Origin of the sequence: Cryobacterium sp. (assembly GCF_026786305.1) — a bacterium.
GTDB lineage: Bacteria > Actinomycetota > Actinomycetes > Actinomycetales > Microbacteriaceae > Cryobacterium.
On record NZ_JAJAYI010000097.1, the window covers coordinates 1 to 13,887 of the forward strand.

The following is a 13,887-nucleotide window of genomic DNA, read 5'->3' on the forward strand; positions in this document are numbered from 1 at the left end:
GGCCGCCTTCTTCACGGGCGCCTTCTTCACTGGCGCCTTCTTTGCAGCCGGCTGCTTGGCCGTGGCCTTCTTGGCCGTGGCTTTCTTGGCCGTGGCCACGGGCGTTCCCGTGCCGGCCAACGCTGCCTTGGCTGCCGCGTTCGAGGCCCGGGTCGCCGCCGCCTTCTTAGCGGTAGCCGCCTTAGCTGCCGCGGTCGGCGCCTTCTTCACGGCAGGTTTCTTTGACGCCGACTTCTTCACGGCGGCCTTCCTGGCCGGCGCCTTCGTGCGCGGCGCGGCCGGACCCTTGGCACGCTTATCGGCCAGCAGCTGCACGGCCCGGTCGAAGTCGATCTCCTCGATGTCCTCCGACTTGGGAATCGTCGCGTTGGTGACCCCATCGGTCACATACGCGCCGAACCGCCCGTCCTTGATCTTGATCGCCCTGCCACTCTCGGGGTCGGGCACTTCGAATTCCTTCAGGGCGCTGGACGCCCGGCGGGCACCATATTTCGGCTGGGCGTACAATTCGATCGCACCCGGCAGATCGATGTCGAAGATCTGATCTTCGCTCGTGAGCGACCGGGTGTCGATGCCCTTCTTCAAATACGGGCCGAACTTGCCATTCTGGGCCAGGATTTCGGCGCCCGTCTCCGGGTCGAGTCCGACGATGCGCGGCAGGGCGAGCAGGCGCAGCGCCGTTTCGAGGTCGACCGTCGCCAGATCCATCGATTTGAAAATGGATGCTGTGCGCGGCTTGTCCGCAGCAGCCACCTTTTTCGCGGCCGGCTTGCGCTTCGGCTTGGTCGGTGCCTCAGCAAAAGCGGTGACCTCGCCGGTGGCAGGGTCCACGGCTTCCATCGGAGCGGCCACGGCGACTGGAACAACGGATTCGCCCGGAGCCGGCGCGAGTTCGGTGACGTACGGCCCGAAGCGACCGTCTTTCGCGACGATTTCCTTGCCGTTGTCCGGGTTCAGTCCGATCACCCGGTCGGTGACGACCGGAGCATCGATGAGCTCACGGGCTTTGGTAGCGGTCAGTTCGTCGGGAGCGAGTTCCGGCGGAATGTTTACGCGGCGGGGCGGGGCATCCGCCGCAGCGTCGGGGTCGATGACCTCGAGGTACGGGCCGTACTTGCCGATGCGCAGGGTGATGTCGTCGCTGATGGCGACCGAGTTGATCACGCGCGGGTCGATCTCACCGAGGTTATCGATGACCTGGCGCAGGCCGCGGTGCTTATCGCTGCCGAAGTAGAAGCTATTGAGCCAGTCCAGACGGTTGGCTTCGCCGCCGGCGATGCGGTCGAGGTCGTCCTCCATCTCGGCGGTGAAGTCGTATTCGACCAGGTCGCCGAAGAACTCTTCGAGCAGGCGCACGACCGAGAACGCGATCCAGTTGGGAACGAGCGACTGGCCGCGCGGCGTGACATAGCCGCGCTCGGTGATGGTCGAGATGATCGACGCGAAGGTCGACGGGCGGCCGATGCCGAGCTCCTCGAGTTTCTTGACCAGGCTGGCCTCGGTGTAGCGGGCAGCCGGAGTGGTCTCGTGGCCCTTGGCCTCGAGGTCCTGCAGAACCAACATCTGGCCTTCTTGGAGCGGCGGCAGCTTCGACTCGGTCGCGTCGGTCGAGGCATTGCGCTCCTCGTCCTTCGACTCCTCATAGGCAAGCATGAAACCGCGGAAGGTGATGACCGTTCCGCTGGCCGAGAATTCGGCGAGCACGCCCGACGCGGAGGGGTGCTCCGAGGTGCCGGTCGGGCCGGCCGCGATGGTGACGGAGGCGGTCGAGCCGGTGGCGTCCTTCATCTGCGAGGCAACGGTGCGCTTCCAGATGAGCTCATAGAGCTTGAAATCGTTGCCGCGCAGGCTCGACGCGAGCGAGGCCGGGGTGCGGAAGGTATCGCCCGAGGGGCGAATGGCCTCGTGCGCTTCCTGCGCGTTCTTGCTCTTGCCCTTGTAGGCGCGCGGCGCATCCGGAACCGTCTCGGCGCCGTACAGCGCCGCAGCCTGGGTGCGGGCGGCAGTGAGGGCCTGCTGCCCAAGCGACGGCGAGTCGGTACGCATATACGTGATGAACCCGTTTTCGTACAATGACTGGGCAACGCTCATGGTCTGGCGGGCGGTGAAGCGCAGCTTGCGAGCCGCTTCCTGCTGCAGGGTCGAGGTCGTGAACGGTGCAGCGGGGCTGCGACGGTAGGGCTTCGAGGTGACCTTGGCGACCTCGAGCTTGACGCCGGGTTTCTGCAGCGCGGTCGTGAGGGCGTGGGCGGTAGAGGCATCCAGCGTGACGGCCTTCACGGCAGGCTTGAGCGCACCGGAGTCGTCGAAGTCGCCACCGGTGGCAATGCGCTCACCGTTCAACCGAACGAGCTTCGCGTCGAACGCCTGGTCAGTCTCCGAAGCGGATGCCGCCAGTCGCGCAAGCAGATCCCAGTAGCCGGCCGAGACGAACGCGAGACGTTCCTTCTCCCGGTCAACGACGAGGCGGGTCGCGGCGCTCTGCACGCGTCCGGCGGACAGGCCGGGGCCGACCTTGCGCCACAGCACGGGAGAAATCTCGTAGCCGTAGATTCGATCGAGGATACGGCGGGTCTCCTGCGCGTCGACGAGGGCGGTGTCGAGGTCGCGGGTGTTGTCCTTGGCGGCAAGGATGGCGTCTTTGGTGATCTCGTGGAACACCATGCGCTTGACCGGAACCTTGGGTTGCAGCACCTGCAGCAGGTGCCAGGCAATGGCCTCGCCCTCGCGGTCCTCATCCGTTGCGAGCAAGAGTTCGTTCGCATTCTTGAGGGCCCGCTTGAGTTCGCTGACGGTCTTCTTCTTAGCGTCGCTCACCACGTAGTACGGTTCAAAACCGTTGTCGACGTCGACCGAGAATCGGCCGAGCGCACCCTTCTTGAGCTCAGGTGGCAGGTTTTTCGGCTCGATCAAATCGCGAATGTGACCGACCGAAGACAAAACCTCGTAGCCGTCGCCGAGATACGAGGCGATCGACTTCATCTTGGTCGGTGATTCAACAATGACCAGCTTCTTAGTGCCTGGCACCAGACTCCTCTTTATACGTAGTGACCAAATGATGGGCCAAGGCACACCATACACACCGGAATGGAGTGCCCGCCTAATCGACGGGCGCGTCTCGGCGCGTCCCGCCCGCACACACAGAGCTCCCAGCCGCTGCCCAGTTCGCTCGGAGCCTGCCGGACAACAATCCCAAACCCTTGCTGTTTACCCGCCCACGTGCAGAATAGACCCATGGGTACAACGACGGCCACATACACCGCGAAGTTGACGGACGGGCCCCTTCAGGGCAAGACAATCACCACGACCTTCCTCGACACGGGTGATCCGCAGCCCCGCATTGAGATTCCGGCCGACTCCGGCAAGCGCTACCTCTACGCGCGCGGTGCCGGCCTGGAGTTCGAGGGTTCCGACACTCCCGGCCGCCCGAGTGCGGTCGAGTACCGCTACCTTGAGGCGCTCCTCTCCTAGATCGCTGGGTCATCAGGTCGCTGCGTTTGCCTGGTCGAGTGCGCCCCGACTCCTTCTACCCGGTCGGCGGCCCGGTCGGCGGCCCGGCCCGGGCACTCGCGGAGATGTCGATGCCGAGCACCCGGCGCCGCACCGAAACGGATGCGATCAGCGCCGTTACGGTACACCCCGTGGCGGCCGTCTCGTTCAGCGTCGCCACGGCATCCGCTGCATCACAGGGGTAGCCTGCAATCGCGCCGGAAGCTGTGTCGGCAGCGGCGAGCGCAGCCGCATCGGCCGCGTTTGCGACGGACCGACCGACGACGAGCAGACCCAGGATCGTCACGACAAGGGTCGTCAGCAGCACGGTGGCTGCGAGCAGAGCGAGGGCGAGGATCGACCCGGCTCCGCTCTCGGAAAGCCCCGTCGCGGCAACTCCAGCGTCTACGTTGTCGACGCGCGCGCTCATCGGCCACCGGCCAGGGCGCAGGAGCGCGCTTCGAGGGTCAGGCCCGCGAACATCCCCGGCAGGCTTGAGACAGTGACCCGGGCACAGACAAACTCGCCGTGTCGCTGTGGAGCCAGGATCGCCCCCGATACCGCGTGCTGCACCAGCCCTCCGACACGTGCCACACTGTCGCCGCGGGCGAGCGCCCGCGCGGCATTGGCGGCGGCATCCGTCAACCGTACCTGAACTCCGACCAGTTGAACGGCCCCGAGACAGCAGGCCAGCACGAGCACGACGGCCGGCAATACCGTGGCGAATTCGGCGGTCGTACTACCCCGGCTACCCCGGCTATCCGATACTGAGGGCACGTCGCACCAGATCGGTGAGCATTGCGCGCACCTCGTCGCTGCGCAGAATGACGATGAGCAGCCCGGCGAACCCGACCGCGGCCATCGTGGCCACAACGTATTCCGCCGTCGCGGCTCCGACCTCGTCGGTCAGTCTTCTCAGGGTGGTCTTTGTATACACAGACTCGTCTCCTTCGGCGTCCATCGACGCGGGTTGGGTGGCACGAGCATGTTCACCCTGCCCCGATCCCCCGGCGCGCGCCGCGGCATCCAAATCATTTGTGGACAGTTTCAGAGCGTCGTCAGAGTGGAGGAGAGCACGCTGATCAGCAGCGGCACCACGCCGACCAGCATGAACGCGGGCAGCACGCACAGGCCGAGCGGCAGCATCAGCGTCACCGACAGCGTCGCGGCCCGGCGCTGCCCGGCGCTGCGGGCATCGCGGCGCAGCTGTTCGGCCGCACTGCGGAGCAGTTCCGCCGCGGGAACTCCCGCCCGCGTCGATAGGTCAAGTACCCGGTCAATCGGGTCGACGTCGGCACCCGGCGCGATGCCGTAGCGCTTGGCTGCTGCACGCACCAGTGCGCGCGAACGGTCGATCGACCCACCGCCGGACATGGCAATCGCCATGAGTTCGAGCCGCAGCCCTGGGGTCAGGTCGGCCGGAGCCGCTCGGCGCACCAGCGCACGGTTCCAGCTCGCGGCGGCCAGCATCAACAGTGCGCCGCCGCCGAGGCAGACCAGCCCGGGCACGGTGGCGAACAGCGTGTGCAGGGAATCGAAACCCATGAGGCTGCCCAAAACGACGCCGATCAGCGGCAGCACCATCACGAGTCGGGCCGTCGCGCGCGGGGAGGCCAGCGCCACCTCGAGATCACGCTGCACCTGGGCGAGTTCGCGCAGCGACGTGGCGAGCTCGCGCAGACAGCCGGCCAGGGGCGAACCGGCTTGTGTGGCCACCTGCCAGGCTGCGGCGAGTCCGAGCCAGGCGCGCTCGGCCTGAGCCGCTGCGTCGCCGCGCCGTCGGGCGCGGGCGGCGACCGTCACACGCGTGCCGCCCGGCGACGGGTTCTCCCTGGCATGCCGGTGCGCCTGCCCGGCGATCGCGTCTGCCACGCTGTCGCCGCGCGCCGCGGCTCGGGCTGCCGCCCGCAGGATGCCCGTCGTCGCCGTATCCGCCGCACCCGCCGCACCCGCCGCACCCGCAGGCGCCGAGCCGATTCGGCGCCCGACCGCGGTCGGCGCAACAACCGGCACCAGGTATCCCCAGGCTGTCACCGGGGACACGCCAGCCGACAGCAGCACGGCCAGCTGCTGGGTGACCGCCGCAACCTCCTCGATCGGCGGCACCACGTCAACCCTCCGCATGGTCGGAGGCTCCCGCGTCGGATTGTGACTGAACGAGTCTTTCCATCCCGGCCCCATCAAACCGCCTCGATCGAGAGTCGGTCTCGGCCGTTGAGGGTGAACCGGCCGACCGCGTCAAGCCGACGCACGCCGTCGGTGCGTTCCAGGTGCAGCACCAGCCCGATCGCACTCACCGTCTGTCGGGCCACGGCCGCCGCACTCATGCCGGCGAGAGCTCCGAGCGCCTCCAGCCGAGCGGGAACGTCTTCGAGCGAATTGGCGTGCAGGGTGCCCGCTCCCCCGTCGTGCCCGGTATTGAGGGCGCCGAGCAGCTCCCGAATCTCCGCCCCGCGGCACTCGCCGAGCACGAGCCGGTCCGGGCGCATGCGCAGCGCCTCCCGCAGCAGCGCCTCAAGGCCGATGCGGCCGGCCCCCTCCAGGTTGGCCTGCCTGGCCTCGAGAGCGACCACGTGTGGATGCCGAATGCGCAGCTCCGCCACATCTTCGATCGCGACAATGCGCTCGTCGGCCGGCGCTTCACCGAGCAGCGCGGCCAGCAGCGTCGTCTTTCCGCTGCCGGCGGCCCCGGTGATGAGCAGGTTCTGGCGGCCGCGCACCGCAGCGCGCAGCCGGTTCAACCGGGCAGCGGATGCCTCGCCCACGCCGAACAAACCGGCGTCCGCGAGTGCACCGAGGCTCCGGTTCGCGGCGTGCGGCAGGCGAATCGAGAGCAGCGTTCCCGTGCTTGACACCGGTGGAAGCACCGCGTGCACCCGGATACCGTCAGCCAGGCGCACGTCGACGCACGGGCTCGCCTCGTCGATGTGCCGCCCACCGAGCGCGATCAGCCGCACAGCCAACCCGCGCACCTCGGCCTCACCGAGCTGCCAGGCCGGTGCGAAGGCGAGGCCGTGCCCGGCATCAATCCACAGCCCGGATTCCCCGTTGACGAACAGGTCCGTGGTTTCGGGGTTCGCGGCATAACCGGCCAGCGGGCCGAGCACACGCACGTCAACGCGCACGCTGTCGACGTGAGCCGGCTCGGCGGGCTCCGTTGTCGCCGTGCGATGCCGAGCGACCTTGGCGGGTGGCCGTAGAGATGCCGGGCGGGCAGCGAATGCACGTACCACGGCCGGGCGCGCCGACGGCTCAGCCCAGGGATCTGCCACCGCTGCCGAGACCGGGCGAGCAAAGGACGCAACTACGTAGGACGGAACGGCGACGAAGGACTGACCCATGCTTCGACGATAGGACGAGCCGACCACGCGCAACCGGAAGCAACCAAATCTGTGGAAATCCACCGGCCGTCGGGCTTGGGGAGGGATCAACGACGTAGAAACAGCACCGACCGGCAGTAGCGCTCCTGCTCCACTGGGCACGCGCCTGACATAGAAGGGGCGGCACCTATTGGGGGGAACAGGTGCCGCCTAGCACCGCGCAGATTGGGGGGAACCGTACGCGTTGCTGGTCAAAAACTTTCGTTCAGACGTAAGTCAGTTTACGCAGCCGCCGACAAAATGCAAGTCCAATGTCCTCATTAGAGGGGACACTTGCACGGGGGCACGAAATCCCCCTGAATCGAGGGTCCATTTCTCAGTATTTCGTTTGTGTATACAGAGATTGGCCAAGAACAGGTAGGGTTCAACTGAGCTGGCAATGTCCTGCATGCACGTACCGCAAAGGAGCGAATTACACATATGACGGTTAAAATTGACACCCTCCTGCACGAATCGCGTCGATTCGCGCCCACTCCCGAGTTCGCCGCACAGACAGCAGCGACAGCGAACCTGTATACAGACGCACAGAAGGACCCGGCCACATTTTGGGCTGATCAGGCCCGTAATCTGTTGCACTGGCACAAGCCGTTCACGACGACCCTCGACTGGACCAACCCGCCGTTCGCGAAGTGGTTCGAAGACGGCGAACTCAACGTCGCCTACAACTGCCTTGACCGTCACGTTCTGGCCGGCAACGGCGACCGCGTCGCGCTCTACTTCGAGGGCGAGCCCGGTGATTCGCGCAGCTACACCTATGCAGAACTGACCACCGAAGTCAAGAAGGCCGCCAACGTGCTGCTCGGGCTCGGCGTCAAGGCGGGCGACCGTGTGGCCGTCTACCTCCCGATGATTCCCGAGGCCGTCATCTCCATGCTCGCCGTCGCCCGCATCGGCGCCGTACACTCGGTCATCTTCGGCGGATTCAGCGCCGAGAGCCTGCGTTCGCGCATCGACGACGCCAACGCCGTGCTTGTCATCACGGCCGATGGCGGCTACCGCAAGGGCAAGATTAGCGCCCTCAAGCCGGCCGTTGATGCGGCCCTACAGACGAACGACTCCTCGGTGAAGAACGTACTCGTCGTCAAGCGCACCGGCCAGGATGTGCAGTGGAACGACCGCGACATCTGGTGGTCCGACGCCATGGAAACCGCCTCTCCCGAGCATGAGGCCGAAGCCTTCCCGGCCGAAAACCCGCTCTTCATTCTGTATACATCGGGCACGACCGGCGCGCCCAAGGGCATCCTTCATACCAGCGGCGGCTATCTGACACAGAACGCGTTCACCCACCAGAACGTTTTTGACCTCAAGCCCGAAACGGATGTCTACTGGTGCACCGCCGACGTGGGCTGGATCACCGGACACAGCTACGTGGTCTACGGACCGCTCGCCAATGGCGCGACGCAGGTGCTCTACGAGGGAACCCCCGATTCCCCGCACACCGGCCGCTGGTGGGAAATCATTGAGAAGTACAAGGTCTCGATCCTGTATACAGCGCCGACGGCCATTCGCACCTTCATGAAGCTCGGTCGCCAGATTCCGCAGAAGTTCGACCTGTCGAGCCTGCGTGTGCTCGGTTCGGTGGGCGAGCCCATCAACCCCGAGGCCTGGATGTGGTACCGCGAGGTCATCGGCAGCAACCTCACGCCGATTGTCGATACCTGGTGGCAGACCGAGACCGGATCGATCATGGTCTCGGCGCTGGCCGGTCTCACCGAGACGAAACCGGGCGCCGCACAGGTTCCGGTGCCGGGCATCACCATCGACGTGCTCGATGACGACGGCGTGCACGTTGGCCATGGCAACGGTGGGCTGCTCGTGGTCACGCAGCCCTGGCCGGCCATGCTCCGCGGCATCTGGGGCGACCCGGAACGCTTCAAGGAGACCTACTGGGACAAGTTCGACGGCACAACCGGCGCGAAGGACGGCCCGTTGTACTTCGCCGGCGACGGCGCCCGTCTCGACCACGACGGTGACATCTGGTTGCTCGGCCGCGTCGACGATGTCATGAACGTCTCGGGTCACCGCCTGTCCACCGCCGAGATCGAGTCGTCGCTTGTAGCACACTCGCTCACGGCTGAAGCGGCCGTGGTCGGTGCCGCCGATGAGACGACCGGTCAGGCCGTGGTCGCGTTTGTCGTGATCAAGTTCAGCCAGGCCGAGATCGCCTCGCACGAGGACATCGCCGGCATCCTGCGCACCCACGTGGCCCAGCAGATTGGCGCCATCGCCCGCCCGCGCGACATCTTCATCGTCGACGAGCTGCCGAAGACCCGCTCCGGCAAAATCATGCGGCGTCTGCTGCGCGACGTGGCCGAAGGCCGCGAGGTCGGCGACACGACGACTCTCGCCGACACCATGGTGATGAACACCATCGCCGCGCAGATCCGGAAGTAGCGGCACCACCCGCACAACAGGCTGCGGCCGCTTCTTTCGGAGCGACCGCAGCCTGTTCTGGAGGCTACTTCAGGAAATCCGCGGATTTCGCGCTCTGGCGCCCACTCGTCGTGTCGACCCGCGGGCTCGCCTCGGGAGGCTGTCCTGAACTAGCCACCGGGCCAGACGGTTACGCGAACGCGACGACGAACTCGACCTCAACCGGGGCGTCGAGCGGCAGCACCGCGACGCCGACGGCGGAACGTGCGTGCCGGCCGATGTCGCCGAAGATCTCGACGAGCACGTCGGAGGCGCCGTTGACCACGGTCGGCTGACCGGTGAACGACAAGTCGGAGGCGACGAAGCCGGTGACCTTGACCACCTGGGTGATGCGGTCGAGCGACCCGATCACGCTCTTGATGGCGGCGAGCCCGTTCAGCGCACAGGTGCGGGCGTAGTCCTGTGCGTCAGCGGCCGGCACAAGACCGTGGCCGTCGCCGACTTTGCCGGCGGCGGGCAGCACGCCGGATACCATCGGCAGCTGGCCGGCGGTGTAAACGAACCCGTTGCTGATCACGGCGGGCAGGTAGGCGGCGACCGGCGGTACGACGCTCGGCAGTTCAATGCCCAGTTCGGCCAGACGCGCTTCAATGTGCGACATGCCTATGCCTCTTCCTTGGATGCGAGCGGGCGTTTCAGATAGGCAACGAGGCCACCTTCGGGGCCGGGGACGACCTGCACGAGTTCCCACCCGTCAGCGCCCCAGTTGTTTAAAATGGCGGCCGTAGTGTGGATCATCAACGGCGTTGTGAGGTACTCCCAGGCGGGCATGTGACTCCTATTGTGGCGGGCTTTCAGATTTGTCGCTTACGCTCAATTCTATGTCTGCCAAAAATCGAACCGTGAGTGGGGCTCTGGGGGGTTTCCTGGGTGTCGTCGGGATGAGTGCCGTTGCCGGTATCCTCGTGACCGCCGCCGTCGCCCCCGCCGTTGCCCTGTCCGGTATGGCCGCTACGAACACCATCAATGTGTTCGACAGCCTGCCCGAGTATCTCGCCATCGATACGCTCTCCCAGAAGAGCAACATCTACGCATCCACCAACGCCGCGGATCCCGTGGGCACCCGCGTTCTCCTCGCCTCGTTCTACGAGCAGAACCGGGTTGACGTGGCTTCCGACGCGATCAGCCAGTTCGCCAAGGACGCCGCGGTTGCCGGTGAGGACCCGCGCTTCATGAAGCACGGTGGCGTAGACATTCAGTCCAGCTTCAACGGTGCGGTGCAAACCCTGGCCGGCGGTGAAACACGCGGTGGCTCGTCTATCACTCAGCAATATGTCAAGAATGTGCTCATTCAAAAGTGCGAGGTCATGACCGACGCCGATAAGGCCAAGACATGCTACGCCGACGCCACCAAGACCACGCCTGACCGGAAGCTGCGCGAGATGCGCCTTGCCATCGGCATTGAGAAAAAGTATGAAAAAGATGACATTCTTCGCGGCTACCTCAACATCGCTGGCTACGGCGGATCGGTCTACGGCATCGAAGCCGCCGCCAACTACTACTTCAACACAACCGCGCTCAACCTGACACTGCCGCAGGCTGCGAGCCTCGTGACGATAGTGAACAACCCGGTCAAGTTCCAGCTCGACCACCCCGACAGCAAGACGAACGGTGCGGCAAACGGTTACGCCGACAACAAGTTTCGCCGCGACTACATTCTCGACCGGATGCTCGAGTACAAGAAGATCAGCCAAGTCGACCATGACGCCGCCATCGCGACGCCGGTCGAACCTGTCATCACCGTCGCTTCAACCGGCTGCCAGGCGGCCGCAGGCAGCGCGTACTTCTGTGACTACGTCACCAAGATCCTGAAGACCGATCCGATCTTCGGAGCGGATGCCGACACTCGCCTCGCGAACTTCAAGCGCGGCGGGTTCAATGTCTACACCACGCTCGACCTCGACCTGCAGGGCGCGGCCGAGACCTCCCTCAACAAGTATGTTCCAAAGACCTCTCCCGGCTGGGATGTCGGCGGAGTTGTATCGAGCGTCGGCGTCGGCACCGGCGAGGTGCTCGCCATGGTGCAGAACAAGGACTACAGCCAGGTTGAGCAGCCCGCCGGCAGCACCTATACGAGCATCAACTACAACACCGACCGCGCCCATGGCGGCTCCAGCGGCTTTCAGCCCGGTTCAACCTACAAGGTGTTCACCCTGGCCGAATGGCTGAAGGAGGGCCACGCCCTCACCGAACGGGTCGACTCGCGGGTCAAGTCGAACTGGGGAACGTTCCAGGACAGCTGCCTCGGACCGCAGAACTATGACGCCCAGGGGTTCAGCCCGCGCAATGACGGTGGTGAGGGCGGCCCGAATGAAACGGCACTGCACTCGACCACCCGGTCGGTCAACACCGGCTTCATCGGCATGGCCAAGAAGCTCGACCTCTGCGGCATCAAGAAAACCGCCGAGGCCTTCGGCGTGCACGCGGCCGACGGCGGCGACCTGGGCCAGAACGCGTCATCGGTGATCGGGACGAACTACATCGCCCCGCTCACCATGGCCGTTGCCTTCGCCGGCATCGCCAACAACGGCATGACCTGCAGCCCGATCGCGATTCGCAGCATGGTCGGCTCAGACGGCACGGAGCTTCCAGTGCCCAAGTCTGACTGCAAGCAGTCGGTCGAACCGGGTGTTGCCGCTGGAATGCAGTACGCCATGCAAACGACCACAACCGGCAACGGAACGGCGGCTAAATCAGGTCGGGACACCTCGCCCAAAGTCCCCATCATCGGCAAGACCGGAACGACTGATGCCGCAAAGGACACCTGGATGAGCGGTGCCAGCAGTAAGGTCGCCACCGTCGTGGGTGTCGTCAACGTCAGTGGGCCCTTCAAGAACCAGCGCCTAAGCGGGTCTAAGTTGAACGGGTTCAAAGCCTCCGAGATTCGCCACAGTATCTGGCCCCAGGTCATGAGCGTCGCCAACGCCAAGTACGGTGGCGACAAATTCCCGGACCCCTCCTCCGCGGTGATCAACGCGGTCGCCGTTCCGGTGCCCGACGTTCGTGGCAAGTCGATGGCAGACGCCAAATCAACCCTCGAGGCTGCCGGTTTCTTCTTCGTCGATGGCGGCGTCACGAGCTCCGAGATGCCCGCCGGCACCGTAGCCAAGAGTGATCCGGCCGGCGGCTCGGCATCCACTCGCGGTGCCACGGTCACGGCCTACTCCAGCGACGGTACCGGTGTGGTCATCCCCGCCGTGATCGGCAAGAGCGAAACGGATGCCCGCACCCTGCTGGCCGGCGCACCCTACGGTTTCGCCATCACCAAGCTCGAACAGGCCACCACCGACAAGGCCCAAGATGGCAAGGTTGTGGCGGTTCAGCCGGGCGAAGGCACCGGAAGCCGCCCCGGTGATGCCGTGACGATCGTCATCGGCAAGTACACCGCGCCAGCGCCCGCCGCGTCCGGCCAAGGCAACAACAACGGCAAGAACGGATGATCGCGCTTCGTCGCCTCGGCGAGGGTCGTGGGCTCGTCGGCACGTCGCTCGCGGCGGCGGGCGCGATCGGCCTCGCGGCCTTCGCCTGGGGCGCGCTCGTGGAGCGCAACCGGTTCACGCTGCGTAAGGTGAGCGCTCCGGTGCTCGCGCCGGGTTCGGCCCCGATTCGGGTGCTGCACCTCTCCGACCTGCACATGGCTCCATGGCAGAAGAACAAGCAGGAGTGGGTGCGCAGCCTTGCAGCGCTGAAGCCCGACCTCGTCGTCGACACCGGCGACAACCTCGGGCACGAAGATGGCGTCACGGGCATCGAGTATGCCCTCGCACCGTTCCGGGGAATTCCCGGCGTGTTCGTCAACGGTTCCAACGACTACATCGGACCGCAGTTGAAGAATCCGTTCACCTACTTCGGCGGACCGTCGAGTCGGCGCACCGTGCGCCGGGAAGAACTCGACACTGATGCGCTGCGCCGGGTGTTTGCCGATCTCGGCTGGACCGATATCAACAATGCAGCCGAATCCCTCGATCTGAACGACACCCACGTGGAGTTCTTCGGCGTCGATGACCCGCACATCGGGCATGACCGGCTCGACCTGATCACGCGCGCGATCGACGATTTGCGCGCCAACGACCCCCTCGGCGACGACGTCTGGCCCGACCCGGAAGAGGCCGCCGCCCCGCGGTCCACGCTCACCGTCGGCGTCGCGCACGCGCCATACCAGCGGGTGCTGAACTCATTCGTGAATCACGGTGCCGAGCTGATTCTGGCCGGCCACACCCACGGCGGCCAGGTCTGTCTGCCCGGCTTCGGCGCACTCGTGACCAATTGCGATATTCCGCGCCGCCAGGTAAAGGGTTTGAGCCTCTGGAACCACGGCCTGCGCACCGCGTTTCTGAACGTGTCGGCGGGCCTCGGCACTTCGATTTACGCCCCCGTGCGTTTCGCCTGTCCGCCCGAGGCGACCCTGCTCACCCTCACCCCCGCCTAGCTGCTCGCACAATTCGTCCTGGGGGCCAAGAGCGCCTATACTGATGGAGGCCCACGGGCCATCGGGGTATGGCGCAGCTTGGTAGCGCGCGTCGTTCGGGACGACGAGGTCGCAGGTTCAAATCCTGTTACCCCGACCGCGGTAAATATGGCACAA

General features: G+C 65.6%; 12 protein-coding genes and 1 tRNA gene. 5 read left to right on the forward strand and 8 right to left on the reverse strand.

The features are described from left to right. Window positions 1–3,027, reverse strand: a 3,027-nt coding sequence (gene topA, locus LH475_RS12665) for a type I DNA topoisomerase (RefSeq protein ID WP_297414404.1), incomplete at its 3' end; no start/stop codon positions are given. Between the two features lie 207 nt (window positions 3,028–3,234). On the opposite strand from topA, the gene LH475_RS12670 reads away from it, so the two are divergent. Next, complete coding sequence (locus tag LH475_RS12670) at window positions 3,235–3,471, forward strand: hypothetical protein (protein ID WP_196843600.1); 237 nt, start codon at window positions 3,235–3,237, stop codon at window positions 3,469–3,471. A 55-nt stretch (window positions 3,472–3,526) separates the two neighbouring features. Here the strand turns inward: LH475_RS12670 and LH475_RS12675 are convergent, their stop codons facing one another. The 5 genes from LH475_RS12675 to LH475_RS12695 all read right to left on the reverse strand — a co-directional run bounded on the left by LH475_RS12675 (window position 3,527) and on the right by LH475_RS12695 (window position 6,830). Continuing rightward, the gene (locus LH475_RS12675; RefSeq protein WP_196843599.1) at window positions 3,527–3,919 is read right to left on the reverse strand and encodes an Rv3654c family TadE-like protein; all 393 of its coding nucleotides are present in this window, start codon (window positions 3,917–3,919) and stop codon (window positions 3,527–3,529) included. After that, window positions 3,916–4,266 (reverse strand): TadE family type IV pilus minor pilin, encoded by a 351-nt coding sequence (locus tag LH475_RS12680; protein ID WP_196843598.1) that lies wholly within the window; start codon window positions 4,264–4,266, stop codon window positions 3,916–3,918. The genes LH475_RS12675 and LH475_RS12680 overlap by 4 nt, the downstream gene beginning before the upstream one ends. Beyond that, on the reverse strand, window positions 4,247–4,450 hold the full coding sequence (locus LH475_RS12685) for a DUF4244 domain-containing protein (protein WP_196843597.1): 204 nt from the start codon (window positions 4,448–4,450) through the stop codon (window positions 4,247–4,249). Before LH475_RS12685 ends, LH475_RS12680 begins: the two co-directional genes overlap by 20 nt. 86 nt (window positions 4,451–4,536) lie before the next feature. Beyond that, on the reverse strand, window positions 4,537–5,613 hold the full coding sequence (locus tag LH475_RS12690; RefSeq protein WP_196843596.1) for a type II secretion system F family protein: 1,077 nt from the start codon (window positions 5,611–5,613) through the stop codon (window positions 4,537–4,539). Window positions 5,614–5,669: 56 nt separating this feature from the next. After that, window positions 5,670–6,830, reverse strand: a complete 1,161-nt coding sequence (locus LH475_RS12695; protein ID WP_297414409.1) for a TadA family conjugal transfer-associated ATPase — start codon at window positions 6,828–6,830, stop codon at window positions 5,670–5,672. Between the two features lie 459 nt (window positions 6,831–7,289). On the opposite strand from LH475_RS12695, the gene acs reads away from it, so the two are divergent. Beyond that, on the forward strand, window positions 7,290–9,263 hold the full coding sequence (acs, locus tag LH475_RS12700) for an acetate--CoA ligase (protein WP_297414411.1): 1,974 nt from the start codon (window positions 7,290–7,292) through the stop codon (window positions 9,261–9,263). A 169-nt stretch (window positions 9,264–9,432) separates the two neighbouring features. Here the strand turns inward: acs and LH475_RS12705 are convergent, their stop codons facing one another. Together LH475_RS12705 and LH475_RS12710 are read right to left on the reverse strand one after the other, a co-directional pair. Next, complete coding sequence (locus tag LH475_RS12705; protein ID WP_196843593.1) at window positions 9,433–9,903, reverse strand: RidA family protein; 471 nt, start codon at window positions 9,901–9,903, stop codon at window positions 9,433–9,435. 2 nt (window positions 9,904–9,905) lie between these two features. Then, window positions 9,906–10,073: a DUF4177 domain-containing protein gene (locus LH475_RS12710; RefSeq protein ID WP_196843592.1), complete on the reverse strand. Its 168-nt coding sequence runs from the start codon at window positions 10,071–10,073 to the stop codon at window positions 9,906–9,908. 71 nt (window positions 10,074–10,144) lie between these two features. On the opposite strand from LH475_RS12710, the gene LH475_RS12715 reads away from it, so the two are divergent. From LH475_RS12715 to LH475_RS12725, 3 genes are all read left to right on the forward strand, one after another. Next, on the forward strand, window positions 10,145–12,742 hold the full coding sequence (locus tag LH475_RS12715; protein ID WP_297414414.1) for a transglycosylase domain-containing protein: 2,598 nt from the start codon (window positions 10,145–10,147) through the stop codon (window positions 12,740–12,742). Further along, window positions 12,739–13,731, forward strand: a complete 993-nt coding sequence (locus LH475_RS12720; protein ID WP_196843590.1) for a metallophosphoesterase — start codon at window positions 12,739–12,741, stop codon at window positions 13,729–13,731. Before LH475_RS12715 ends, LH475_RS12720 begins: the two co-directional genes overlap by 4 nt. A 62-nt stretch (window positions 13,732–13,793) precedes the next feature. Further along, window positions 13,794–13,867, forward strand: a tRNA-Pro gene (locus LH475_RS12725). Window positions 13,868–13,887: the final 20 nt, after the last annotated feature.

Excerpts from the sequence above, each read along its gene's own strand:
- LH475_RS12675 (WP_196843599.1), bottom strand. The coding sequence starts at position 3,919 with ATGAGCGCGCGCGTCGACAACGTAGACGCTGGAGTTGCCGCGACGGGG.
- acs (WP_297414411.1), top strand. The coding sequence starts at position 7,290 with ATGACGGTTAAAATTGACACCCTCCTGCACGAATCGCGTCGATTCGCG.
- LH475_RS12710 (WP_196843592.1), bottom strand. The coding sequence starts at position 10,073 with ATGCCCGCCTGGGAGTACCTCACAACGCCGTTGATGATCCACACTACG.
- LH475_RS12670 (WP_196843600.1), top strand. The coding sequence starts at position 3,235 with ATGGGTACAACGACGGCCACATACACCGCGAAGTTGACGGACGGGCCC.
- LH475_RS12720 (WP_196843590.1), top strand. The coding sequence starts at position 12,739 with ATGATCGCGCTTCGTCGCCTCGGCGAGGGTCGTGGGCTCGTCGGCACG.
- LH475_RS12705 (WP_196843593.1), bottom strand. The coding sequence starts at position 9,903 with ATGTCGCACATTGAAGCGCGTCTGGCCGAACTGGGCATTGAACTGCCG.
- LH475_RS12690 (WP_196843596.1), bottom strand. The coding sequence starts at position 5,613 with ATGCGGAGGGTTGACGTGGTGCCGCCGATCGAGGAGGTTGCGGCGGTC.
- LH475_RS12685 (WP_196843597.1), bottom strand. The coding sequence starts at position 4,450 with ATGGACGCCGAAGGAGACGAGTCTGTGTATACAAAGACCACCCTGAGA.
- LH475_RS12695 (WP_297414409.1), bottom strand. The coding sequence starts at position 6,830 with ATGGGTCAGTCCTTCGTCGCCGTTCCGTCCTACGTAGTTGCGTCCTTT.